This is a genomic window from Streptomyces venetus (assembly GCF_039540295.1).
Taxonomy (GTDB): domain Bacteria; phylum Actinomycetota; class Actinomycetes; order Streptomycetales; family Streptomycetaceae; genus Streptomyces; species Streptomyces venetus.
In genome coordinates this window covers 110,699-133,622 of record NZ_BAABET010000008.1, presented here as the reverse complement: position 1 = coordinate 133,622, position 22,924 = coordinate 110,699, and the positions used below count along the sequence as shown (strand labels likewise).

The following is a 22,924-nucleotide window of genomic DNA, read 5'->3' as shown; positions in this document are numbered from 1 at the left end:
CCGAGGGCCCCCTCAGGCGTGCACCTTGTCGAGGAAGGCCGCCAGATGGCCCCTGGTCCGCTCGATCTGCGCCGCCAGGGTGAGGCTCTCGTCGAGACGGGAGCCGGACTCCGGCACCTTCTTCCCGCGGACGTAGAGGGAACAGGCGAGGTCGGTGCACATGTACACGCCCACGGAGTTGCCCTCCCGGCCGGCCGGACCCGCCTTGCGCGCGGTCATCAGCGAGACACCGCCCCGCGGGTGTGTGGTCAGGCACAGCGAGCACATGCTGCGGTGCAGGAACCCGCGCTGGGCGGCCTGGAACCGCATCGACACCCCGACGAGCCGCCCGTCGCGCTCGACGACCAGGTAGCTCCGGTCCGGCGCCCCCGGATCCCGCCATCCGAGGAAGTCGAGATCGTCCCAGGGTCGCTCGGCGAGGTCCCGGGGGACGGCCAGGCGCTTGGCCTCTCCCTTCGAGCAGTTGATGAAAGAGGTGCGGATGTCCTGCTCGGTTTGTGGCTTCATGAGAGTGCTCCCGGGGTGTCGTCCCTGAAACCTAGAGGCCCTAGGTTTCATGGTCACGTCAGGTTAGACAGCCACGACGACGGGTGCGAGTGCTTTTCCCGGAGGCCGACTCAGTCCGCCTCCGCGGCTGGGATCTCCGGCGGCCAGACCCCGGGCACGAGCACCCCCAGCGCATAGGCCCGGGCCACCAGTTCCGTGCGGTTGGCGGCGTTCCAGCGGGACGTCAGGCGCCGCAGGTGGTAGGTGACGCCGTCGGTGGTGAGGCCGGTCTCCCGGGCCGCCCGGGCCGTGGTGGCACCCGCGGCCAGCAGGGCCAGCACGCGGGCCTCCATCGGGGTGACCCGGGCCGGGCCGGCGTGCGGAGTGGGGGAGGGGGCGCTTTCGCCGTCCACGCGCAACATCACCAGCAGCGCCGGAGTGTCCTCCGCCGCGTCGCTCACCGGGTCCGCCGTCAGCTCCCCGTACCGCTCCGCCCCGCCGGGCGCCCGCCAGCGCACCGACACCTGGTACCGCGAACGGCGCCGCAGCCGCAGTGCCTCCGCGATCCGCTCCACCTGCGTCGCCTCCCGCGGGCTGAACAGCTCCAGCACGTCCCGGCCGCGCAGCCGCCCCGGCGTCGTACCGCACTCCGCCGCCATCGCCGGGTTGGCGAGCAGCACCGCGCCGTACACGTCGCACGCCGCGACCGGCATGGCGACCCGGTCGAACAGGAGCAGGGCGCGATTGCGCCACGTCACGGCCTCCTGCCGGCCCTGGTCCACGAATGCCTCCTTGCCACGCCGGGGCGCCCGGCGCAAGGGCGGAGCGCGTTCCCGGACTACATAATCATGTAGGGCCTCCGTGCGGCCCGCCTGGCCCCGTGGATCACGCTGGATCGCAGTACTTCCGTACCGCGAAAGGCAGTTGCCGCGCCATGCGCCCCACCGCACAGACTCCCCGGCCCGCCGACTCCCTCCCCGGGGTCCCCGTCGCCGACATCACCGCCACCGGACCCGGCGGTGCGCCGATCCAGCAGGCCATGGACCTGATGCGCGAGCACGGGCCCGTGTTCGTGCGACGGCTGTACGGGCGGGACACCCTGTTCGTGGGCGACCTGGACCTCGTGGCCGAGCTCGCGGACGAGCAGCGGTTCGCCAAGCACATCGGGCCCGGTCTGGAGAACGTCCGCGAGTTCGCCGCCGACGGCCTGTTCACCGCCTACAACGACGAGCCCAACTGGGCCAAGGCGCACGACATCCTCATGCCCGCCTTCGCGCTGGGCTCCATGCGCACCTACCACCCCGTGATGCTGAAGGTGGCCCGCCGCCTCATCGCGTCCTGGGACCGCGACGCCCGGGCCGGCCGGCCCGTCGACGTGCCGGGCGACATGACCCGCATGACGCTCGACACCATCGGACTCTCCGGGTTCGGCTACGACTTCGGCTCCTTCGAACGCGCCGAGCCGCACCCGTTCGTCGAGTCGATGGTCCGCTGCCTGGAGTGGAGCATGACCCGCCTCGCCCGCGTCCCGGGCAAGGACTACTCGGCGGCGGACGCGGCCTTCCGGGAGGACTCCGCCTATCTCGCCCAGGTCGTCGACGAGGTCATCGCCGCCCGCACCGGCACCGACCAGAGCCAGGCCGACGACCTGCTCGGCCTGATGCTCACCGCCGAGCACCCGGACGACGGCAGCACGCTCGACACCGCCAACATCCGCAACCAGGTCATCACCTTCCTGATCGCCGGTCACGAGACCACCTCCGGCGCGATGTCCTTCGCGCTGTACTACCTCGCCAAGCACCCCACCGCGCTCCAGCTGGTGCAGCGCGAGGTCGACGAGCTGTGGGGCGACGCGGCGGACGTGGAGCCGACGTACGACGAGATCGGCCGCCTGACCTACACCCGCCAGGTCCTCAACGAGGCGCTCCGGCTGTGGCCCACCGCCGCCGTGTTCTCCCGGGAGGCCCGCGAGGACACGCTGCTCGGCGGCCGCATCCCGCTGCGCGCCGGGCAGGCCGCCCTGGTGCTCACGCCGATGCTGCACCGGCAGCCCGTGTGGGGCGACAACCCCGAGCTGTTCGACCCGTCCCGCTTCACGGCCGAGGCGGAGGCGCAGCGCCCGGTGCACGCCTTCAAGCCGTTCGGCACCGGTGAGCGCGCCTGCATCGGACGGCAGTTCGCGCTGCACGAGGCGACCATGCTGCTGGCCATGCTGGTCCACCGCTACCGGCTGCGCGACCACGCCGACTACCGGCTCGACGTCAAGGAGACCCTCACCCTCAAGCCCGAGGGCTTCACCCTCGCCCTCACGCCGCGCACGTCCGCCGACCGCGTCCACACGCCGCTGCCCGGCGCCGCCCCGGTCCAGGACTCCCTGGCGGCCGAGCCGCAGGGCCTGCCCGCCCGGGTCCGCCCCGGCACCGCCGCGCTGTTCCTGCACGGCAGCAACTACGGCACCTGCCGCGACTTCGCGGCCCAGCTCGCCGACGAGGCCGCCGCCGTCGGCTGCGAGACCGAGGTGGCGGCCCTGGACGCCTACGCCGGCCGCCTGCCCACCGACCGGCCCGTCGTCATCACCGCCGCCTCCTACAACGGCCGCCCCACCGACGACGCCACCGCCTTCGCCGCCCGGCTGGAGGAGACCCACGACCTGTCCGGCGTGACGTACGCCGTCCTCGGCGTCGGCGACCGCAACTGGGCCGCCACCTACCAGCACGTCCCCACCCGGATCGACGAGCGGCTCGCCGAGTCCGGCGCCACCCGCCTGCTCGACCGCGCGGCCGCCGACGCCTCCGGCGACCTCACCGGCACCGTCCGGGAGTTCACGGCGGCCCTGCGCACCGCCCTGCTGGAGCAGTACGGCGACCCGGACGCCACCGCCCCGGAGACCGGCGAACACACCACCGGCTACGAGGTCCGCACCCTGACCGGTGGCCCGCTGGACGCCCTCGCGGAGCGGCACGAGCTCGTCCCCATGCGGGTCACCGAGGCCCTCGACCTCACCGCACCCGGCTACGCGCGCCGCAAGCGGTTCGTCCGCGTCGCACTGCCCGAGGGCGTCACCTACCGCACGGCCGACCACCTCACGGTGCTGCCCGCCAACGACCCCGGCCTCGTCACCCGCGCCGCCACCGCGCTCGGCGTCGACCTCGACGAGATCCTGGACATCCGCGCCACCCGCCCGCGCCGCGACGGCATCGCCGTCGACCGGCCCGTGACGGTACGGCAGCTCCTCACCCACCACGTGGAGTTGCAGGAGCGCCCGAGCGCCGGGCAGCTGGCCGCCCTCGCCGCCGCCAACCCGTGCCCGCCGGAGCGCACGGCCCTGGCCGCCCTCACCGACGACCCGCGCACCCTCGTGGAGATCGTCGAGGACCACCCGGCCCTGCGCGGTGCCCTCGACTGGCCGCGGCTCCTCGACCTGCTGACCCCACTGCGCCCCCGCCACTACTCCATCTCGTCCTCGCCCGCCGTCGACCCCGGCCACGCGGACCTGATGGTCTCGCTGCTGGAGGCACCCGCCCGCTCCGGCAGGGGCGTCTACCGGGGCACCGGATCCGGCCACCTCAACACCGTCGAGCCCGGCGACATCGTGTACGCGCGCGTGCAGCCCTGCCGGGAGGCCTTCCGCATCGACGCCGCCGACGCGTCCGCACCGGTCGTCATGATCGCGGCGGGCACCGGCCTCGCCCCGTTCCGCGGCGCGATCGCCGACCGCACGGCAGCCCGCGCGGCAGGCGCCGATCTGGCCCCGGCCCTCTGCTACTTCGGCTGCGACGCGCCCGACGCCGACTACCTGCACGCCGACGAACTGCGCGCCGCCGAGACCGCCGGCGCCGTCTCCCTGCGCCCCGCCTTCAGCGAGGCGCCCGAGGGCGAGGTGCGGTTCGTGCAGCACCGCATCGCCGCCGAGGCCGAGGAGGTGTGGGCGCTGCTGGACGCCGGAGCGCGGGTGTACGTCTGCGGCGACGGTTCCCGGATGGCCCCCGGGGTGCGGGAGGCGTTCCGTACCCTGTACCGGAAGCACACGCCGGGCACCGACGAGACGGCCGCCGGGCAGTGGCTCGACCAACTGGTCGCGGACGGACGTTACGTCGAGGACGTGTACGCCGCCGGCTGACCGCAGGGGAGGGGTGGGCGCACGGTGGTGGACTCCTGGGAACGGGCCCGGCACGTCCTGCGGGAGGCGGGCCTGGACCCCGGCCGCCTCGCCCACCTCCGCCCGCTGACCGGCGGCACGTACAACACCGTCGAGGAACTCCGGCTCACCGACGGCAACCGCTACGTGCTGAAGGTCCCGCCCCCGGCGACCACCCCCGGCCTGCGGCACGAACGCCGCCTGCTCGTCTCGGAGGCCGAGTTCTACCGCTCGGCCGCAGGCGTCGAGGTGCCCGCACCCCGGCTGGTGACCCTGCGTGACGACTTTCTGCTGATGACGGCCTGCCCGGGCGAGGCCTGGGACGACACGCTCACCGACGCCGAACACCTCACGCTACGTACCGAGCTGGGGCGCGAGGCGGCCCGTCTGCACCGTGTGACGGGCCCCGGCTTCGGCTACCCCTCCGGCGCCCTCGGCCCGCTCGCCGCCGGCTGGCGGACCGCGTTCACGACGATGTTCGACGCCGTCCTCGACGACGCCCGGCGCTACGGCGCCCGGCTGCCCCGCCCGGTCGACGCGGTGGCCCGTACCGCCTCCTCGGCGTACGGCGCCCTCGAAGAGGTCACCGTCCCGCGCCTCGTGCACTTCGACCTGTGGCGGGGCAACATCCTCGTCGACCGCTCGGCCGGCGGCCCCCGCGTCGGTGGCCTCATCGACGGGGAGCGCATGTTCTGGGGCGACCCCGTCGCCGAGTTCGTCTCCCTGGCGCTGCTGGGCGACATCCGCGAGGACGAGGCGTTTCTCGCGGGCTACCGGGAGGCCGGCGGCCGGGTCGGCTTCGACGCCCCGGTCCGCCTCCGGTACGCCCTGTACCGCGCCTACCTGTACCTGATCATGCTCACCGAGACCGTCCCGCGTGAGGCCGGCGAGGAGCACCAGCGGTGGGTCCAGGAGAGGGTCGCCCCGGAACTGGTCGCAGCCCTGGACGAGATCGAGGACACCGCCGCCTCTTAGTCCACACCTGAGGTTTCGCAGGTCACGGCCGAGGTACTCGCGCGGCGCACGCACGAACCGAAAGGAGTGTGCCGTGACCGACCACCGCCTCGAAGGACCCGGCGAGAACGGCGACCCCGTCCCGCGGGACATGCCGGACCAGCAGGCCGACGTGGGCGAGGACCCGTGGGAGGTCGCCCCGCGCTTCACGGGCACCGGCACCGGCAAGGACGACGAGCGCGACGACGACGCGTCCGACGAGCCCGCCGAGGACGTCCCCGACACGGACGAGGCGGGGACGGGCCGGCAGGGCGCACCGCGCCAGGGAGGGGTGCACCCCGAGCACCCGGTGCCGGACGAGCCGGCCGACTGAGCGCCCAGCTCGTCGGCCCTTCGAACGCCGATGGCCGCGGCCGACTGTGGGGGTCGGCCGCGGCCATCGGCCGTCGGGCGGGTCGCCGCGCGGTCAGCCCACCTAGCCCACCTTGCGTCCGCGCATCGGTGCCGTCCGCTCGCCGCCGCCCTGCTGAAGGCCCTCCAGGAATTCCTCCAGCACCTCCGTCGCCGTGTGCTCGGGCCGCCACCCCAGTTCCGTACGCGCACGGGCGCAGTCCATCAGGGGCAGGCGCAGCACCGCGTCGAACAGGTGCGGGGAGGCGGGCAGCAGGTGCAGGCCCCAGGCGGCGGCGATCGCCGAACGGGCCGCGCCGCGCGGCACCCGCACCGGCCGCGCGCCGAGCATCTCGCCCAGCAGACGCGCGTCGACGGTCGCCTCGGCCGCGAGGTTGAAGGGGCCCCGGGCGTCGGAGCGCACGGCCAGCCGGTACGCGTTCGCCGCGTCGTCCGTGTGCAGCGCCTGCACCCGCAGCCCCGGGATGTCGGGCAGGAAGGGCAGCACCTCCGGGCGGGCCAGCGGTCCGGGCAGGAACCGGCCCCCGAAGATCCGGCGCTGCTCGCTCGCGGACTCCCGCTTGAAGAGGAAGGCCGGCCGCATCCGCACCACCCGTGTCTCGGGGTGGTCGCGCTCGAACGTGTCCAGCGCCCGCTCCAGGTAGGCCTTCTCCCGGCAGTACGCGGCGTCCGGCCAGCCGTGCGTGGGCCACGATTCGTCCACCGTCCGGTCCTTGGGGCCCGGGGAGTAGGCGCCGACCGACGAGGCGTGCACCAGCGCCGGCACCCCCGCCGTCGCCACGGCTTCGAACACCCGCATGCTGCCGAGCACATTGGTGCGCCAGGTCGCCGCCGGGTCGTGCGTCGGCTGGAACGCCCAGGCCAGGTGGACCACCGCGGCGGCGCCCGTGAACCGCTCCACGAGGTCGGACTGTTCGGAGGCCAGGTCGACCGCCGCCCAGTCCGTCTTCGGCGGCGACCAGTCGGGGATCCGACGGGCCAGGCCCAGCACGGACGTGACCTCGGGATCCTCCGCGAGGAGGCGCACCACGCTCGTTCCCACGTTGCCGGTGGCGCCTGTGACGACGATCCTCTTGCCCGTTCCACTGCTCACCTTGCGCTCCTCTCGGCCGCACGCGTCCTCGGGAGCTGACCGAGTACCCGGATGGGCGCGAGGAAGCCCCGGCCGGACACGCTGCCCTTTCCGTCACTGATCCCCGGGGTCCGGAACGGTCTCGGCCCACAGGTTCTCGGCCTGGAGCAGCAGGGTGCCGAGCACCGCCGTGTGCGCGGCTCCCTGCCCGGCCTGCTCCCGCAGGCCCTCCCGCAGCTGCTGGCGCAGCTCCGCCATCTTCCTGTCCATCTCGCCGTGCCGGCGGGGGTCCACATCGCCGTCCAGCAGCCGGTCGGCCTCCATCCGGCAGGCGTCCCCGATCAGGTCCAGCAGGTCCGCGTACGAGCGAAGGGCCGGGTCCTCGGGCGGGGCGGACGTCCGGTTGTCGTCCACGGCCACCGCGAGGGCCCGGGTCAGAGCGGTGACGTGCCCGGTGACGCGGCTCAGGCGTTCGTCCTCGTCCGGGGGCGGCAGCGGCACGTGCGACACGCGGTGCAGGGCGCGCAGCGGGCCGTGGGTCAGGCGCAGGCTCTCCTGGCTCCAGCGGCGCGCCGAGCGCAGCGCGTCCAGACGGTGGTCCAGCTGCACGGAGGCGTTGAGCCAGCCGGCGGCGGTCTGCGCGTCCCACTCGCCCTCGCGCAGGTCACCGGCGACGGACCGCAGGACGTCTCCCGAGTCCCGGGCGAGGGCCGCCAGGTTCTCCCGGACGTTCCGCAGATGGATCGGCGGCAGGACGAACGCGTTCACGGCGACGCCGATGACGGCGCCGATCGCCGCCTGCCCCACGCGGTGCCCGACGCTGGACGTGCTCACCGAGCCCGCGGTGAGGGTGAACAGCGCCGTGGTCGCCGCGTAGATGCCCTGGTCGCCGAAGCGTGGCCAGTTCGCGAGCAGCATCAGCACCGGGACGGACAGGGCCAGGGCGCCCGTCGTGTTGCCGGTGACGGCCTGCGCCGCCGAGGCCAGTACGGTGCCGATGCAGATGGCCCCGAACTGCCGCGCGCCCTGCAGGAGCGAGCTATAGACGGTGGCCTGCACCAGCACCAGCGCCACCCACGGTGCCATCAGCGCCAGCGGGTCTCCCATCCACACGCCGCCCACCAGCCAGGCGAGCACCGCGGCGGCCGCGGCCTTCAGCGACTGGACCACCAGGTCCCGCTCCCGCCCGGGCCGCTGCCAGACGCACCGGGCGGCCTGCGCGGCGGCGCGGCCCTCGCGCCGCACGGCGTCCACCGGCCGCACGGCGCGGACTGCCCGCCCGAACTCACCCATGCGTGCGCGCCACCCGCCCGCGGATCGGCTGTCCGCCCCCTCCTGGGGCCGCGTCCCACGGCCCGTCCGCCCAGCCGGGCGAGTGTCGTCCGCCACCGTGCCTCCGTCCGTTCGTCGGCGGAGTGCACCAGCCGTCCGCCCAACCACACTCCTCACGCGCGTCAGGCGCGTCCTGCGCTGCGAGTATCCGCGGGACCGGAGGTTTCACCCGGGCTCATGCCAGCGGGCTGTCGCGGAGGGACGACAGGAGGTGCGCGGGGCCGTCGTAGATCGCGTCCGCGCCGGACTTCTCCAGGTCACCGCGCGGAATGCCGCCGCACAGGACGCCCACACAACGGACCCCGGCCCGGCTGCCGGCCCGCATGTCCCACACGGTGTCGCCGACGAAGACCGCCCGCTCCGCAGGCACCCCGGCCAGCTCCAGGGCGTGCTGGACCGGCTCGGGCGAGGGCTTGCCGGCGTCGACGTCGTCGGCGCTCGCCGTGGCGGTGATGGCGTCGTCCGCGTCGATCGCCCGGCGCAGCGCGCCGAGCTCCGCGCCGCCCGCCGAGGTGGCCAGCACCACCGCCCAGCCGTCCCGGTGCAGGCGGCGCAGCAGCGCCCCGGCCTCCGGCAGCGCGGGCAACCGGTCGAAGTACTGCCCGTACAGCGCCTTGTGCCCGGCGCTGATATCGGCGTCCTGGTCCGGGTCGCGGTCGTCGCCCAGCACATGGGCGACGAGGTCGGTGGAGGGCAGCCCCACGGCCCGGTGCACGGCGTGCATGGGCACCTGGTGGCCCGCCTGCCGGAACGCCTCCCACCAGGCCACGACGTGCAGATGGTTGGTGTCGACCAGCGTGCCGTCGACGTCGAACACGGCGGCCCGTTCCGCTTCTGCCATGCGTGTGATCCCTTTCTCTCCGGCCGGCCCGGGTACCACGTCAGCCGCCGCCCACGCCGGACGGCACCTGCCTCTCGTGGGTCCAGGCCAGCAGGTCCTCCCGGGCCCACGTCGTCACCACCCGCTCGGGCGGCACCCCGCACTCCTCCGCCCGCGCGCAGCCGTTGATCTGCCAGTCCAGCTGCCCCGGCGCGTGCGCGTCGGTGTCGACGGAGAACAGCACACCCGCGTCCACGGCCCGGCGCAGCAGCCGCCGCGGCGGGTCGAGCCGCTCCGGCCGGCTGTTGATCTCCAGGGCCGTGCCCGTCTCGGCGCAGGCCGCGAACACCTCGTCCGCGTCGAACTCCGACTCCGGCCGCCCCCGCCCGGTCAGCAGCCGCCCCGTGCAGTGACCGAGCACGTCCGAGTGCGGATCCCGCACGGCGGCGACCATCCGCCGCGTCATCGACCGGGCGTCCATGCGCAGCTTGGAATGCACCGACACCACCACGACGTCGAGCCGCTCCAGCAGCTCCGGCTCCTGGTCGAGCGAGCCGTCCTCGAGGATGTCGCATTCGATGCCGGTCAAAAGCCGGAACGGGGCCCAGGTCGCGTTCAGCTCCGCCACCACGTCCAGCTGCTCCCGCAGCCGCTCGGCCGACAGCCCGCGCGCCACCGTCAGACGTGGCGAATGGTCGGTCAGCGCCGCCCACTCGTGGCCCAGTTCCGCGGCGGCACGGCCCATCTCCTCGATCGGGCTGCCGCCGTCCGACCAGTCGGAGTGCAGATGACAGTCCCCGCGCAGCAGTTCCCGCAGCCGTTCGCCGCCCCGCACGACCGCCTGCCGCTCCTGCGCCTCGCCCTCCAGCTTCCGCAGATAGCCGGGTACCTCACCGGCCAGCGCCTCCCGCACGACCTGCGCGGTCTTCGGACCGACCCCCTTGAGCGACTCCAGCGACCCGGCCTCCGCCCGCTGCCGCACCTCGTCCTCGCCCAGCTCCCTCAGCACCCGGGACGCCGTGCGGAAGGCGCGCACGCGGTACGTCGGCGCCAGGGACCGCTCCAGCAGGAAGGCGATCCGGTCCAGTGCCTCGACGGGGTCCATCGCCACCTCCACCTCAAGAGTTCCCCAGCCGTGGGCGGGCCGCACGGCGGGCGGCCGGTTTGCCCGGTACACCCCCGGGTACTGCGATGCCTCGTCCCGACCGCGTCGACACCCCCGACACCCCGTCCGCTCCGCCGAGGAGGCCCGTCATGTCCGCCGCCACCGAGCCCCGCAGCAGGGTCGCCGTGATCACCGGCGCCGACTCCGGCATCGGCCGGGCCACCGCCGTACGCCTGGCCCGGGCGGGCATGGACGTCGGCATCACCTGGCACAGCGACCGGAAGGGGGCGGAGGAGACGGCCGAGGAGGTCCGGGGGCACGGGCAGCGGGCCGAGGTCGCCCGGATGGACCTCACCCGGCTGCCCGACGCCGCCGACACCGTCGACGCGCTGTGCGAGCGCCTCGGCCGTCTCGACGTGCTGGTGAACAACGCGGGCACCGGCACCATGACGCCGTTCCTCGACCTGGAGCTGTCCGATGTGCGGGACGTCCTGGACGTGGACCTCGTGGGGCCGTTCCTGTGCGGGCAGAAGGCGGCCCGGCAGATGATCCGGCAGGGCGACGGCGGCCGGATCGTCAACGTGACGTCCGTCCACGAGCACCAGCCGCGGGTGGGCGCCGCGCCGTACTGCGCCGCCAAGGGCGGCCTCGGTCTGCTCACCCAGGTCATGGCGCTCGAACTCGCCGAGTACCGCATCACCGTCAACGCCGTCGCACCGGGCGAGATCTCCACGCCCATGACCGGCCAGGACGACACCGACCCGCGCACCGAGAGCCGCCCCGGCGTCCCCCTCGGACGGCCCGGCGACGCCCGCGAGGTCGCCGCGGTCATCGCCTTCCTCGCCGGCCCGGACGCCTCCTACGTCACCGGCGCCTCCTGGAGCGTCGACGGCGGCATGCTCCGCATGGGCCCGCAGGCCGGTTCACACCTCACCGACGACGCCTGGCGCCGCCCCTGAACGCCCCGGCCGGCCCGGCGACGCGAGGGCCGCGCTCCCGCCGGTCGCGCTCTACGCTCGATGCATGACCGAAATCGCCAGCCCGCACATCTTCAGTCCGCGGATCATGGTGCTCGGAGTCCAGCCGGGCCCACCACCGTTCCGGATCGTGGAAATCGACGGTCAGGTGGTCGGGGAGGCCCGGGCCGTGATCGACGTCCTGACGGCCGCCGCCGCGTTCGGCATCAGGGTCCACGACCTGGACGATCCGGAGGTGGTGCGCTGGGTGGGCGGAGACAAGTTCACCTGGACCAGGCACTAGGACCTGCGGGTGGACGGCTTCTTCGCCGCCCGGCCGTCGCGGGGCTTGCGCGCGTGCACCGCCCGGCTCAGACGGCGGCCCAGCAGCAGGTAACCGACGAGGGCACCGCTGGTGTTGAGGATGACGTCGTCGACGTCGAAGGCCCGGCCGGTGACCAGCGCGCCCTGGGCGAACTCCACCAGCAGCATCACCACGGCGGTCAGCAGCAGCACTCGCAGGAAGCCGCGGGTGCGCGGCGCCACGACGGGCACCAGGACGCCGAAGGGGACACCCAGCAGGATGTTGCCGCCGATCTGGCGTACGGCGTCCCGCAACCCCGGCTGGTCGAGATAGGCCTTCAGGGAGCGGCCCGGATGCAGATTGGTGTGGGTCAGCGCCTCCGACGCGGGCGAGGGCTGGAGGGTCAGCCGCGCCAGCACCACGGCGAAGGCGACCATGAACACGAAGGCGCACAGCATCGCCAGCAGCCGGATCGGCAACGGCAGTGGACGCCGCTCACTCCCGGATCCGGTGGTACGGAGACGTGAGGCTGCTTCGGCCATTCGGTCCTCCACTCTTCAACTTCCCTGCGTGACTGGGCGGTTACCCGCGGATGTGGCGACGATGCCGCCCGGTCCGGGGCGACCCCGCCGTCGCGGGGCGTTCCCAGCCACTGTTTCCCCGTGTCCCGCCGGGGCACTCCAGGCTCGTGGCCGCCGCGCGCCGCCACGTCCCGCAGCCGGGGCGGTGCTTGGATGACCGCCACAACCACCAGCGTCCGTGGAGGTGTCGTGTGAACCGGCGTACGGCGCTCCTCGCCCTGGCCGAAGTACCGCTCTGGTGGGCCGCGCTCGGCGCGCTGTGGCTGGCGTTCGTCAGCACCGTCGACCCGCTGGAACTCGCCGTCGGCGCGGCCGCGGCCCTCGCCGGGGCGCTCGCGGCACGGGCCGCGCGGCGGGCGGTGGCCGGCCGGTGAACGGCTGGGTCCTCGCCGCGACGCTGACGCTCGGCACAGGCCTGGCCGCGGCCCTGTGGGGTGTCGCCACCGGGCCGCTGCGCCGCCGGGTCGTCGCGCAGAACCTGTCCACCGCGGTGGCCTGCCCGGGTCTGCTGCTCCTCGCCCAGGGCTACGACCGCCCCTCGTACGTCGATCTGGCCCTGGTGCTCGCACTGCTCGGCCCGGTCGGCACGCTCGTCTTCGCGCGGCTGCTCGGCGACGAACTGGCCGAGAACCCGCCCCGCGCCCGGATCGCCACCTGGGCGGCGGCAGGCGTCGGGGCAGCGGTCGTGGTGGCATTGTGCGCGGTCACCGGCCCGGGCCGGGCGATGGCGAAACTGCTGGTGACGGGCGCCCTGCTGATCGGCGGGAACCTCCTCGCCTCGCGGGCACTGGCCGGTCCGGCGGGAGCAGGAAAGGGGAGTGGGGCGCCGTGGACCACCTCCTGATCGCCGTCGCCCTCGTCCTGGTCGCCGCCGGTGCGACCGTGGCCGTGGCCACCCGCGACCCCGCCCGCCAGAGTCTGGTCCTGGCCGTCCTCGGGGTACTGCTGGCCGTGCTGTTCACCGTGCTCCAGGCTCCCGACGTGGCCCTGTCGCAACTCGCGGTGGGCTCCGCGCTGACGCCGCTGTTGCTGCTGCTGACGGTCCGCAAGGTGAGGCGGCGCGGACAGCGCGAGGGGGACGACGAGTGAGCCCGCGCACGAGACTGTGGCTGGTGGCCGTGGGCGGAGCGGGTCTCGCCGCGCTGCTGGTCGCGGCCTGTCTCGGCCTGCCGGCCTTCGGCGGTGACAGCCACCCCTACGGCGACCGCGCCGTCGAGGCGTCCCTGGCCCACCGCACCGCCAACACCATCGCCTCCGTCAACTTCGACCAGCGGGCCTTCGACACCCTCGGCGAACTGACCATCCTGTTCGCGGCCGTGCTCGGCTGCGTCGTCCTGCTGCGGCAGACCCGCGACGAACACCGGGCCCGGCCCCGGCCCGCCGAGGTCGCCCCGCCCGTGCGCCGCTACGCCCTGCTCGTGCTGCCCGTCGCCCTGCTCACCGGCCTGTACGTCGTCGCGCACGGGCAACTCAGCCCCGGCGGCGGCTTCCAGGGCGGCGTGGTCGCCGCGACCGCCCTGCACCTGCTGTACCTGGGCGCCGACTACCGTGCCCTGGAACGCGTCCGGCCGGTCGGCCTGTACGAGGCGGGCGACGCGGTCGCCGTCAGCGCCTACCTCGTCACCGGCGTCGCCGCGCTGCTCGGCGGCGCCGCCTTCCTGGCCAACACACTGCTGCCGCACGGCACGTTCAACACGCTGTCCTCCGGCGGCACCGTGCCGCTGCTCAACGCGGCCGTCGGCATGGAGGTCGCCTGCGCCGTCGTCGTGCTGCTCGCCCGGTTCCTGGACCAGGCCGTCGAGATCGAGGAGGAGAGCGGGACGTGAGGCCGCTGTGATGGACGTGTTCGCCTACCTGGTCGCCGCGTGGATCTTCCTGACCGGCTGCTACGGCCTGGCCACCAGCCGGAATCTCATCCACGCCGTCGGCTGTCTGTCGGTGTGCCAGTCCGCCACCTACGTGCTGCTGCTCGCCGTCGGCTACCGGGACGGCGCCACCGCGCCCGTCTTCTCCGACCTGGAACCCGGCGCGCGGCCGGTCGTCGACCCGGTCGTCCAGGCGCTGGCCCTGACCGACGTCGTCGTCGGCGCCACCGTCACCGCCCTGCTCCTCGCCCTCGTCGTGCAGGTCTCCAAGCGGCACGGCACGGTCGACCCCGACGAGCTCTCCGAGCTGCGCGGCTGATGCACCACCTGCTGCCGCTCCTCGTCGCCGTCCCGCTGCTCGGGGCCGCCGTGCTGGCCGCCGGGGGCGGCAGGGTGCCCCGGAACGTCGCCGAGTCCGTCGGCTGCCTGGTCTCGGCGGGCTCTGCCGCGCTCGCGGTCGTCCTGCTGCTCGACTCCACGCCGCCCCTGGTGGAGTGGGTGGGCGGCTGGGTGCCCGTGCACGGCGAGAGCGTCGGGATCGTCCTGGTCGGGGACGGGCCGGGGCTCGGCATGGCCGCGCTCGTCTGCACGCTCACTCTGGCCGCCCTGGTGTACTCCTGGCGCTACTTCGACGAACCGCCCCGCGGGCACGCCGGATCGTTCCCCGCACTGCTGCTGCTCTTCCAGGGCGGCATGTGCGGTTTCGCCATGGCGGGCGACCTGTTCAACGCGTTCGTGTGGTTCGAGCTGATGAGCGTCGTCGCCTACGCGCTGACCGGCCACCGGGTCGAGGAGGCCAGGGCCGTGCAGGGTGCGCTGACCTTCGGCGTCGTCAACTCGCTGGGCGCGTACGCGATGCTGATGGGTATCGGACTGCTGTACGCCCGTACCGGCGAGCTCGGCATGACCCGGATCGGAGAGGGGCTGGACGCGCACGGCCCGCCCGACGCGCTGGTCCTGGCCGGATTCGTCCTGGTCGTGACGGCCCTGCTGGTCAAGGGCGCGGCCGTACCGTTCCACTTCTGGCTGCCGGACGCGCACGCCGTCGCCCCCACCCCGGTCTGCATGCTGCTGTCGGGCGTCATGGTGGAACTCGGCGCCTTCGGCGTGTGGCGGGTGTACGACACCGTCTTCTCCGGCCCCGGTGGGCTGCCCGCCCCCGACGCGGAGCGCGCCCTGGTGGCGCTCGGCGCCCTGACGGCGGTGGTCGGCGCGGTCATGTGCTGGTACCAGCGGCACATCAAAAGGCTGCTGGCGTACTCGACCGTCGCCCACATGGGGCTGTTCCTCGTCGGCATCGGCACCCTCACACCGGAGGCGGACGACGGGGTCGCCCTGTACCTCCTGGGGCACGCCGGGGTGAAGGCGGCGCTGTTCGCCTGCACGGGCATCCTCCTCGACCGGTACGGCTCCGTCGACGAACACGCGCTGCACGGCCGGGGCCGGACGCTGCGCGCGGTCGCCGTCCTGTTCGTCGTCGGCGGTCTCGGTCTCGCCGGGCTGCCGCCCTTCGGCACGGCGCTCGGCAAGTCGGTCACGGAGGAGGCCGCGGGCGGCCCCCTCACCGTGCTGTTCGTGGTGGCGAGCGCGGTGACCGCCGGGGCGGTACTGCGGGTCGCCGCCCGGGTGTTCCTCGGCCTCGGCCCCCGGCCTCGGGAGGGGGACGAGTACGAGACGACGGGCGCGGGGGAGCGGCCGGAGACCCGGCACCGGCTGAGCCGGGTCCCGGACACCATGACGGCGGTCCCGGCCGTGCTGCTCGCCGGGTCCCTCGCCGTCGGCGTGGTCCCCGGCTTCGCCGGCGCGGTGGGCCGTGCCGTGCAGGGGGCCGGGACCGGTGGCCTGGTGCACGTCTCGGTGCACTGGACCCCGCTCGGTGTGCTGCTCGGTCTCGTCTCGACCGCGCTGGCGCTCGCCCTCGCGGCCGTGGCCGTCACCCGGCCGCGGCTGATCGCCGCGCCGGGCCGGGCGCTGCCGCTGCGGCGCCTGCAGTCCGGGCACGTCGGGGACTACGTCGCGTGGTTCCTGGTGGGCACCACGCTGCTGGGCGCACTCGCCCTGCCCGGGATCCTGGGAGGCTGATCAGCTCCCGTACGAGACCCGCACCTCCTTGAAGCCCAGCGACCGCAGCAGGCCTTCGAGCATGCCGGTGGTGTTGGACTCGGCGCGTGCGGTGAGCTCGCTCTCCTTCGCCGCGTCGCCGATGTGCCGTACGGCGAGTTTCTGCACGGCCTGTTCGCTGTTGGGGTTGTCCGAGAAGAGGTCGCCGAGCCGGTCGAAGAGGCCGCGCTGCTTGGAGACGGCGTAGGAGCGGTCGGGGTCGAGGGCCGGCTTGCCCAGTTGCGCGTGGGGCAGCCGGAGCGTGGCGGACGTGCGGTCGCCGTTGACACGCACGTCGTTCTCACCGACCTTGCCCAGGTCGACGTAGGAGTCGACGGTGCCCGCACCGACGTACAGGGTGCGGGTGCCGCGGATCGCGTCGGGCAGGAATTTGGCGTCCTTCTCCAGGTCCACGACGACCTGGAAGTTGCCGGAGGCGGCGTCGTAACGGCTGATGTCCTGGATGGACTTCAGCAGGGCGGGTCCGGACCGGTCGTGGGTGTCGGTGCCGAACAGGTCCTTCAGGCCCGGGATCACGCTCAGCCGGATCCCGGCGAAGAACACGACGAGCACGAGCACGAGCGCGGCCGGCACCTTCGCCCAGCCGGGCATGCGCCTGGGAAGACGCTTGACGGGAGTCGTCATGCGACGGCCCTCCTTCCTACTGACCGGATGCCCGCCAGATGCCGTGCCAGACCGGCTCGTTGAGAACGGGACGACGCGGGCGGAAGCACGGAAGGCGCACGCGGACACGGCAGGACCGCCGGCCCGGCCGGGCGTCACAGTGAGCCGGAGGTCGCCTCCGGCTGTTCCAGCGCCGCGTCCAGCGTCGGCTGCGGGGGCAGCAGCCGGGACAGGCCGGTGATCCGCAGGACGCGCAGCGTCAGCGGGTGGGCGCAGACGAGCAGCAGCTGCCCGTCGTGGTCGAGCACCCGGCTCCTGGCCCGGTACAGCAGCCGCAGGCCCGAGCAGTCGAAGAACTCGATCCGGCTGAGGTCGATCACGACCCGGGCGGCGGGGCGGTCGGTCTCCCGGTCCAGGTGCGGGGCGATCTCCGAGGCCGCGGCGAGATCGATCTCGCCGCGGAACTCCAGCACCGTGTGCCCCCGTTCCTGGCGGACGCGCAGATGCCGGGTGAGCGGTGCAGGTTCCTGCCGCACGACGAGATCGCCTCCAGCCTGCTCCGTGCGTGGGGGAGGGGCCGCGGTCCTCAAAACCGTTCCCTGCCCCGCAAGTTACCCTCCAACGGATGAATTTCAGCATGTTCGATTGACATATGTCTTTGAATTGCGGCCGAGTTGGCCGAGGTTCGCGCCGGGAAGTGCGCCGGGGTGTGCGCGGGAGCGGGTGCGGGCGTGCTGCTGGGCCTGTGCCCCGGGTTACGAGAGGGCGTGCCAGGCCTTGGTGAGGGCCTGCCGGAACTGCTCCGTCTGGTGTGCCGTGAGGTCACGCACCATCCGCTCCTCCAGTTCCCGGACGGGCCCGGCGTGCCGGGCCAGCAGCTCCCGGCCGTCGTCGGTGAGCAGGATCAGCAGCTCGCGGCGGTTGCGGGGATTGCGCTCCCGGCGCACCAGGCCGCGGCCCTCCAGGGAGCGGACGAGGTCCGCGATGGACTGGGCGGTGACGAAGGAATCGCGCGCCAGCTGGGCCGCCGAGAGTCCGTCGTGCCGCTCCAGGACGGTCAGCGCGGTGTACTGAAGCGCGGTGATCCCCGAGGGCCGGACCAGCTCGTCCAGGTGGGAGCGCACGACGAGCTCCACCTGCTTGACCATGTAGAGCAGCGAAGGGGGCGCCTTGATCACCTGTGTGTCGAGCATGGAAGCAGGCTAGAGCATTGACAGGAAACCTGTCTGTACCGAGACTGCGAACCAACAGGAATCCTGTTTGTTGAAATCTTGGCGACGATGCTGAGGAGCGGCGATGACCACCTTCGAGAGGGAACCCGGGCAACTGTTCGTCGGGGGACAGTGGCGCGAGGCCGCCGACGGGGCGCGCACCGAGGTGGTCGACCCGTCCCGGGGCACGGTCGTCACCACCGTCGCCGAGGCCGGACCGGCCGACGTCGACGCGGCCGTACGCGCCGCCCGCGAGGCCTTCGACGACGGCGCCTGGTCCGGTCTGAGCGGTCGCGAGCGCGGCCGGGTGCTGCACCGCGTCGCCCGGTTGATCCGCGAGAACGCCGACGACCTCGCCGCCCTGGAGAGCCTCGACGTCGGCAAGCCGATCACGCTGTGCGGCGCGGTCGACGTCACCAACGCGGCCAACGACTACGAGTACTTCGCGAACCTCGCCCAGAGCCAGGACGGCGCACTGCGCGACACACCCCTCAACGCCCTCGCCTACACCAAGCGCGAGCCCCTCGGCGTGGTCGCCGCGATCACCCCGTTCAACTTCCCGCTGATCCTCGCCGGCTCCAAGCTCGGCCCCGCGCTCGCGGCCGGCAACACCGTCGTCCACAAGCCCGCCGACGAGACCCCGCTCAGCGCCCTGTACATGGCCGGACTGCTCCAGGAGGCCGGCGTGCCCGACGGCGTGGTCAACGTCGTGACGGGAAGCGGCCCGGTGGCCGGTGAGGCGCTGCTGCGCCACCGCGGTGTCGACAAGGTCGCCTTCACCGGCTCCACCGCGATCGGCCGGCACGTGGCGAGCGTCGCGGGCGAGGCTCTCAAGCCCGTCACCATGGAACTCGGCGGGAACGCGGCCCACATCGTCTTCGAGGACGCCGACCTGGAGAAGGCGGTCGGCGCGGTCATCAAGGGCTTCGTCTTCAACACCGGCCAGTTCTGCATGGGCGGCCCGCGCCTGCTGGTGGCCCGCTCGGTGTATCCGACGCTGCTCGGCATCCTCGCCGAGGCCGTGCCCGGCGTGCCCGTCGGCGACCCGCGCGACCCGGCCACCGTCATCGGCCCGATGGCGGCCGAGAAGCACCTGAAGAAGGTCGAGGAGTACGTCGCCCTGGCCCGCAAGGAGGGCGCCCGGATCGTCTGCGGCGGCGAGCGGCTCGACCTGGACGGCGGCTACTACTACAAACCCACCGTCATCGCCGACCTGTCGAACGACTCCCGGGTCGTCCAGGAGGAGATCTTCGGCCCGGTCCTCACCGTGCAGCCCTTCGACGACGAGGACGAGGCCGTCGCCCTCGCCAACTCCACGCCCTACGGCCTGGCCTCGGGTGTCCAGACCGGCAGCCTCGCCCGTGCGCACCGGGTCGCGGACCGCCTCCAGACCGGCATCGTCTGGGTCAACGACTGGGCGATGCTCGACCCCGCGGTGCCCTTCGGCGGCGTGAAGGACTCCGGCTACGGCCGGGAGTACGGGCCCGAGGCCCTCGCCGGTTACACCAAGGTCAAGTCCGTCGTCGTCTCGCTCGACTGAACCCCCGTCAAGGAGTTCCGCGATGCCCACCACCACCCGTGCCGCGGTCGTCGAGTCCGGCGGCGCGCCCTTCACCCTCTCCGACGTCGTCCTCGACGAACCCGGCCCGCACGAGGCGCTGGTCCGCATGGTCGCCACCGGCCTGTGCCACACCGACCTGGGCGTGGCGAGCGGCGGACTGCCCTTCCCGCTGCCCGGTGTCCTCGGCCACGAGGGCGCGGGCGTCGTCGAGGCCGTCGGCTCCGCCGTCACCGGCGTCGCGCCCGGCGATCACGTCCTGCTCTCCTTCACCTCCTGCGGCGACTGCCGCAACTGTCGCGGTGGACACCCCGCCTACTGCGCGACCTGGCTGCCGCTGAACCTGCTCGGCGGCAGCCGCGCCGACGGCTCGAACACCATCAGCAGGGACGGCGAGGCCCTGGGCGGCCACTTCTTCGGCCAGTCCTCCTTCGCCGAGCGGGCGCTGGCCGACGAGCGCAGCCTCGTCAAGGTCGACCCGGACGTACCGCTGGAGGCCGTCGCCCCGCTGGGCTGCGGGGTGCAGACCGGCGTGGGGGCCGTGTGGAACGTCCTGAAGCCGGACACGGGCAGCACGGTCGTCGTCCTGGGCGCGGGGGCGGTCGGCCTGTCGGCCGTGATGGCGGCGGCCCTCACGCCGGCCACCAGGATCGTCGCCGTCGACCGGGTCGCCGAACGCCTCGACCTGGCGGCGGAGCTGGGCGCCACGCACACCGTCGACACGAGCCGGGCGGACCTGGCCGAGGCCCTCACCGGCATCACGGGCGGCCGGGGCGCGGACGGGGTCGTGGAGAGCACGGGCAACGTCGGCGTTCTGCGCCAGGGCGTCGACGCGCTCGCCGCGCGCGGCACCCTGGTCGTCGTCGGCGCCCCGCCCTTCGGCACCGAGGTGGCCCTGGACGTCAACGGCCTCCTCGGCGGGAAGCGGATCGTCGGACTGACTCTCGGCGACAGCGAGACGCAGACCATGATCCCGGCCCTGGTCCGCCTGGTGCAGGAGGGCCGCCTGCCCCTGCACCGCCTGATCAGCACGTACCCCTTCGGGGACATCGACCGGGCGGTGCAGGACATGCGGTCGGGCAAGGCGATCAAGCCGGTGCTGACGTTCTGACACCAGGCTCTCGGCGTTGCCGCCGGGGACGGGTGGGCGCGCAGCCCGGCGGAGCGAGGTGCCGCTGCGCCCACCCTCCCCCAAGCTCTCGGCTTCGCTCGAGCAGGGGGGGACCCCCATCGCCCCAGCGGCACGACTGCCCGCAGCTAGGACGGCTCGCAGCCGCCGTGCCACGGAAGGGGACGTGTCGGGGGGTGTCCGCCCGCAGTGGGCGGCGCGTGTGACGCCAGTGAGCCGGTAGGTGACCTGGTCGCGCCGTTCCGAGGACGGACACCCCCCGACGCGGCCCCGACCCACCACCCCACGAGACGCGTCTCCGCGCACGGCTCAGTCGTTCAGCAGCACCAGCTTCCCCGTCGTCCGGCCGGTGTCGCCCGAGGCGTGAGCCTCCGCCGCGGCGTTCAGGGGGAAGGTCCCGGCGATCGTGGCACGCAGCTTCCCCGCCTCCGCGAGCGACGCGATCGCCTCCATGCCCGCACGATCGGCGTCGACCAGCATCCGGACCGCCCGCACACCCAGCCGCTCGGCCTCCTGGTAGAAGTCGTCCTTACCGACCGGCAGGATCGACACCACGACACCGCCCGGGCGCAGCACGCGCAGCGAGCGCAGCGCGTTGTCGCCGCCGATCGTGTCCAGCACGACGTCGACGTCCTTCACGGCCTCGGTGAAGTCCGTCTCGCGGTAGTCGATCGTCTCGTCCACGCCGATCCCGCGCAGGAACTCGTGCTTGCCCGCGCTCGCCGTGCCGATCACGTACGCGCCGCGCTCCTTGGCGATCTGCACCGCCACGTGCCCGACCCCGCCCGCCGCGGCGTGGATCAGCACCCGCTGCCCGGGACGGACGTCCGCGTGCTCGGTCAGCGCCTGCCACGCGGTCAGCGAGACCAGCGGCAGCGCGCCCGCCTGGGTGTGGTCGATCCCGGCCGGCTTGCGCGCCAGGGCTCGCGCCGGAGCGATGACGTACTCGGCGTGCGAGCCGTGCCCGAAGGGATACGGCAGCATGCCGAACACCTCGTCACCGGGCGCGAACGCCGCGACGCCGATGCCGACCGCCGCCACCACCCCGGAGACGTCCCAGCCCAGGACGAAGGGCGGTTCCCCGAGAAAGCCGCCGGTGGCGCGGTGCTTCCAGTCGGTCGGGTTGACCCCGGCGGCCCGCACCCGGACCAGTACCTCGTTCGGCCGCGGTTCCGGGCGCTCGATCTCCACTTCCTTCAGGACCTCGGGGCCGCCGAGGACGTCCTGGCTGATGGCTCGCATCGTCTGCTGTGTGCTCATGGTGTCCCAGCGTGCCCGTCCGGACACCGGCCGCCAATGGCAAGATTGCCAACCTTCGATAGAATCGTGCCATGCGACGTGAACGAGTGGTGGTCCTGGCCCTGGACGGTGTGTACCCCTTCGAGCTGGGCATCCCCAGCCGGATCCTCGGGGCCGCCGACGGCCGCTACGAGGTCCTGACGTGCTCCGTCGACGGCCTCCCGGTGCGCACGAACGCGGACTTCGGCGTCACCGTGGAGCACGGCCCCGAGGCCCTGGCCACGGCCGACACCGTGGTGATCGCGCCCGTCGCGCCCGCCCACCTCAGCGACGAGGTCCCCGGCGACGTCCTGGCCGCGCTCACGCACATCCGCCCCGGGACCCGCATCGTCTCCATCTGCACCGGCGCCTTCGTCCTCGCCGCCGCCGGACTCCTCGACGGGCGCCGGGCGACCACCCACTGGCAGGTCGCCGACCGCTTCCGTCGCATGTTCCCGCACGTCGACCTCGACCCGGACGTGCTGTTCGTCGACGACCACCCGTACCTCACCTCCGCCGGGGCCGCATCCGGCGTCGACGTATGCCTGCACCTCGTCCGCAAGGACCACGGCAGCCGGCTCGCCAACACCGTCGCCCGCCGCTGCGTGGTCCCGCCGTTCCGGGACGGCGGCCAGGCCCAGTACATCGAACAGCCCGTCCCCGAACAGGGCGCCGCGAGTACCGCGGCCACCCGCGCCTGGGCCCTGGAACGCCTCGGCGAACCGCTCACCCTGACCGACCTCGCCTCTCACGCCCGGATGAGCCGGCGTACCTTCGCCCGCCGCTTCAACGACGAGGTGGGTCTCAGCCCCGGCCGCTGGCTGATCCAGCAGCGGGTCGCCCGGGCCCGCCATCTGCTGGAGTCCAGCGACCTCACCGTCGACCAGATCGCCGGCCGGGTCGGCTTCGCGACCGGCGCCTCGCTGCGCCAGCACCTGACCGCGGCGATCGGGGTCTCCCCCCAGGCCTACCGCCGCACGTTCCAGACCGCCCGCTGACC

The 22,924-nt window shown here is 73.6% G+C and carries 25 protein-coding genes; 14 read left to right on the top strand and 11 right to left on the bottom strand.

All coding sequences use genetic code 11. The features are described 5' to 3' along the window. Positions 1-12: 12 nt before the first annotated feature. Together ABEA82_RS25795 and ABEA82_RS25790 are read right to left on the bottom strand one after the other, a co-directional pair. A complete protein-coding gene (locus ABEA82_RS25795; protein ID WP_345664040.1) occupies positions 13-507 on the bottom strand; it encodes an FBP domain-containing protein in 495 nt (164 codons plus the stop codon). Positions 508-617: 110 nt separating this feature from the next. Then, positions 618-1,268 (bottom strand): PAS domain S-box protein, encoded by a 651-nt coding sequence (locus tag ABEA82_RS25790; protein ID WP_345664039.1) that lies wholly within the window; start codon positions 1,266-1,268, stop codon positions 618-620. Positions 1,269-1,420: 152 nt separating this feature from the next. Between ABEA82_RS25790 and ABEA82_RS25785 the strand changes: the two genes are divergently transcribed. The 3 genes from ABEA82_RS25785 (at position 1,421) to ABEA82_RS25775 (ending at position 5,951) form a co-directional block, all read left to right on the top strand. After that, positions 1,421-4,606, top strand: coding sequence for a cytochrome P450 (locus tag ABEA82_RS25785; RefSeq protein WP_345664038.1), 3,186 nt, complete (start codon positions 1,421-1,423; stop codon positions 4,604-4,606). Between the two features lie 24 nt (positions 4,607-4,630). Beyond that, positions 4,631-5,599, top strand: coding sequence for a phosphotransferase family protein (locus ABEA82_RS25780; RefSeq protein ID WP_345664037.1), 969 nt, complete (start codon positions 4,631-4,633; stop codon positions 5,597-5,599). A 73-nt stretch (positions 5,600-5,672) separates the two neighbouring features. Further along, positions 5,673-5,951: a hypothetical protein gene (locus tag ABEA82_RS25775; RefSeq protein ID WP_345664036.1), complete on the top strand. Its 279-nt coding sequence runs from the start codon at positions 5,673-5,675 to the stop codon at positions 5,949-5,951. Between the two features lie 102 nt (positions 5,952-6,053). Here the strand turns inward: ABEA82_RS25775 and ABEA82_RS25770 are convergent, their stop codons facing one another. The 4 genes from ABEA82_RS25770 to ABEA82_RS25755 all read right to left on the bottom strand — a co-directional run bounded on the left by ABEA82_RS25770 (position 6,054) and on the right by ABEA82_RS25755 (position 10,318). Beyond that, positions 6,054-7,082: an SDR family oxidoreductase gene (locus ABEA82_RS25770; RefSeq protein ID WP_345664035.1), complete on the bottom strand. Its 1,029-nt coding sequence runs from the start codon at positions 7,080-7,082 to the stop codon at positions 6,054-6,056. A gap of 93 nt (positions 7,083-7,175) precedes the next feature. Beyond that, positions 7,176-8,354 carry an FUSC family protein gene (locus ABEA82_RS25765; protein WP_345664034.1) on the bottom strand — a complete coding sequence of 393 codons (1,179 nt, stop codon included), beginning with the start codon at positions 8,352-8,354 and terminating at the stop codon, positions 7,176-7,178. A gap of 214 nt (positions 8,355-8,568) precedes the next feature. Further along, positions 8,569-9,234, bottom strand: a complete 666-nt coding sequence (locus ABEA82_RS25760; protein WP_345664033.1) for an HAD family hydrolase — start codon at positions 9,232-9,234, stop codon at positions 8,569-8,571. Between the two features lie 40 nt (positions 9,235-9,274). Then, positions 9,275-10,318 carry a PHP domain-containing protein gene (locus ABEA82_RS25755; RefSeq protein WP_345664032.1) on the bottom strand — a complete coding sequence of 348 codons (1,044 nt, stop codon included), beginning with the start codon at positions 10,316-10,318 and terminating at the stop codon, positions 9,275-9,277. Between the two features lie 149 nt (positions 10,319-10,467). Here ABEA82_RS25755 and ABEA82_RS25750 point away from each other — a divergent pair, with 149 nt between their 5' ends. After that, the gene (locus ABEA82_RS25750) at positions 10,468-11,277 is read left to right on the top strand and encodes an SDR family oxidoreductase (RefSeq protein WP_345664031.1); all 810 of its coding nucleotides are present in this window, start codon (positions 10,468-10,470) and stop codon (positions 11,275-11,277) included. Between the two features lie 64 nt (positions 11,278-11,341). After that, complete coding sequence (locus tag ABEA82_RS25745) at positions 11,342-11,578, top strand: hypothetical protein (RefSeq protein WP_345664030.1); 237 nt, start codon at positions 11,342-11,344, stop codon at positions 11,576-11,578. Here ABEA82_RS25745 and ABEA82_RS25740 read toward each other — a convergent pair. Further along, positions 11,575-12,120 (bottom strand): VanZ family protein, encoded by a 546-nt coding sequence (locus tag ABEA82_RS25740; RefSeq protein ID WP_345664029.1) that lies wholly within the window; start codon positions 12,118-12,120, stop codon positions 11,575-11,577. The genes ABEA82_RS25745 and ABEA82_RS25740 overlap by 4 nt on opposite strands. Positions 12,121-12,350: 230 nt before the next feature. On the opposite strand from ABEA82_RS25740, the gene ABEA82_RS25735 reads away from it, so the two are divergent. From ABEA82_RS25735 to ABEA82_RS25710, 6 genes are read left to right on the top strand one after another with little or no spacing between them, the layout of a single operon-like run. Next, a complete protein-coding gene (locus ABEA82_RS25735; RefSeq protein WP_345664028.1) occupies positions 12,351-12,533 on the top strand; it encodes a hypothetical protein in 183 nt (60 codons plus the stop codon). Next, positions 12,530-13,003 (top strand): monovalent cation/H+ antiporter complex subunit F, encoded by a 474-nt coding sequence (locus tag ABEA82_RS25730; RefSeq protein ID WP_345664027.1) that lies wholly within the window; start codon positions 12,530-12,532, stop codon positions 13,001-13,003. The genes ABEA82_RS25735 and ABEA82_RS25730 overlap by 4 nt, the downstream gene beginning before the upstream one ends. Beyond that, complete coding sequence (locus ABEA82_RS25725) at positions 12,988-13,248, top strand: hydrogenase subunit MbhD domain-containing protein (protein WP_345664026.1); 261 nt, start codon at positions 12,988-12,990, stop codon at positions 13,246-13,248. The genes ABEA82_RS25730 and ABEA82_RS25725 overlap by 16 nt, the downstream gene beginning before the upstream one ends. Then, positions 13,245-13,985 carry an MnhB domain-containing protein gene (locus tag ABEA82_RS25720; RefSeq protein ID WP_345664025.1) on the top strand — a complete coding sequence of 247 codons (741 nt, stop codon included), beginning with the start codon at positions 13,245-13,247 and terminating at the stop codon, positions 13,983-13,985. The genes ABEA82_RS25725 and ABEA82_RS25720 overlap by 4 nt, the downstream gene beginning before the upstream one ends. A gap of 10 nt (positions 13,986-13,995) precedes the next feature. Next, positions 13,996-14,343: a sodium:proton antiporter gene (locus ABEA82_RS25715; RefSeq protein ID WP_345664024.1), complete on the top strand. Its 348-nt coding sequence runs from the start codon at positions 13,996-13,998 to the stop codon at positions 14,341-14,343. After that, entirely contained in the window at positions 14,343-16,106 is a 1,764-nt protein-coding gene (locus ABEA82_RS25710) for a complex I subunit 5 family protein (protein WP_345664023.1), read from the top strand. The genes ABEA82_RS25715 and ABEA82_RS25710 overlap by 1 nt, the downstream gene beginning before the upstream one ends. Here ABEA82_RS25710 and ABEA82_RS25705 read toward each other — a convergent pair whose 3' ends face one another. The 3 genes from ABEA82_RS25705 to ABEA82_RS25695 all read right to left on the bottom strand — a co-directional run bounded on the left by ABEA82_RS25705 (position 16,107) and on the right by ABEA82_RS25695 (position 17,941). Next, on the bottom strand, positions 16,107-16,769 hold the full coding sequence (locus ABEA82_RS25705) for a DUF4230 domain-containing protein (protein ID WP_345664022.1): 663 nt from the start codon (positions 16,767-16,769) through the stop codon (positions 16,107-16,109). A 134-nt stretch (positions 16,770-16,903) separates the two neighbouring features. Then, on the bottom strand, positions 16,904-17,284 hold the full coding sequence (locus ABEA82_RS25700; RefSeq protein ID WP_345664021.1) for an anti-sigma factor antagonist: 381 nt from the start codon (positions 17,282-17,284) through the stop codon (positions 16,904-16,906). Between the two features lie 219 nt (positions 17,285-17,503). After that, entirely contained in the window at positions 17,504-17,941 is a 438-nt protein-coding gene (locus ABEA82_RS25695; RefSeq protein WP_345664020.1) for a MarR family winged helix-turn-helix transcriptional regulator, read from the bottom strand. 103 nt (positions 17,942-18,044) lie between these two features. On the opposite strand from ABEA82_RS25695, the gene ABEA82_RS25690 reads away from it, so the two are divergent. Then, positions 18,045-19,499, top strand: coding sequence for an aldehyde dehydrogenase family protein (locus tag ABEA82_RS25690; protein ID WP_345664019.1), 1,455 nt, complete (start codon positions 18,045-18,047; stop codon positions 19,497-19,499). A 22-nt stretch (positions 19,500-19,521) separates the two neighbouring features. After that, a complete protein-coding gene (locus ABEA82_RS25685) occupies positions 19,522-20,628 on the top strand; it encodes an NAD(P)-dependent alcohol dehydrogenase (RefSeq protein ID WP_345664018.1) in 1,107 nt (368 codons plus the stop codon). Between the two features lie 327 nt (positions 20,629-20,955). On the opposite strand, the gene ABEA82_RS25680 is transcribed toward ABEA82_RS25685, so the two are convergent. Continuing rightward, positions 20,956-21,906, bottom strand: a complete 951-nt coding sequence (locus tag ABEA82_RS25680) for an NADP-dependent oxidoreductase (RefSeq protein WP_345664017.1) — start codon at positions 21,904-21,906, stop codon at positions 20,956-20,958. Positions 21,907-21,977: 71 nt separating this feature from the next. Here ABEA82_RS25680 and ABEA82_RS25675 point away from each other — a divergent pair, with 71 nt between their 5' ends. Then, on the top strand, positions 21,978-22,922 hold the full coding sequence (locus tag ABEA82_RS25675; protein WP_345664016.1) for a GlxA family transcriptional regulator: 945 nt from the start codon (positions 21,978-21,980) through the stop codon (positions 22,920-22,922). Positions 22,923-22,924: the final 2 nt, after the last annotated feature.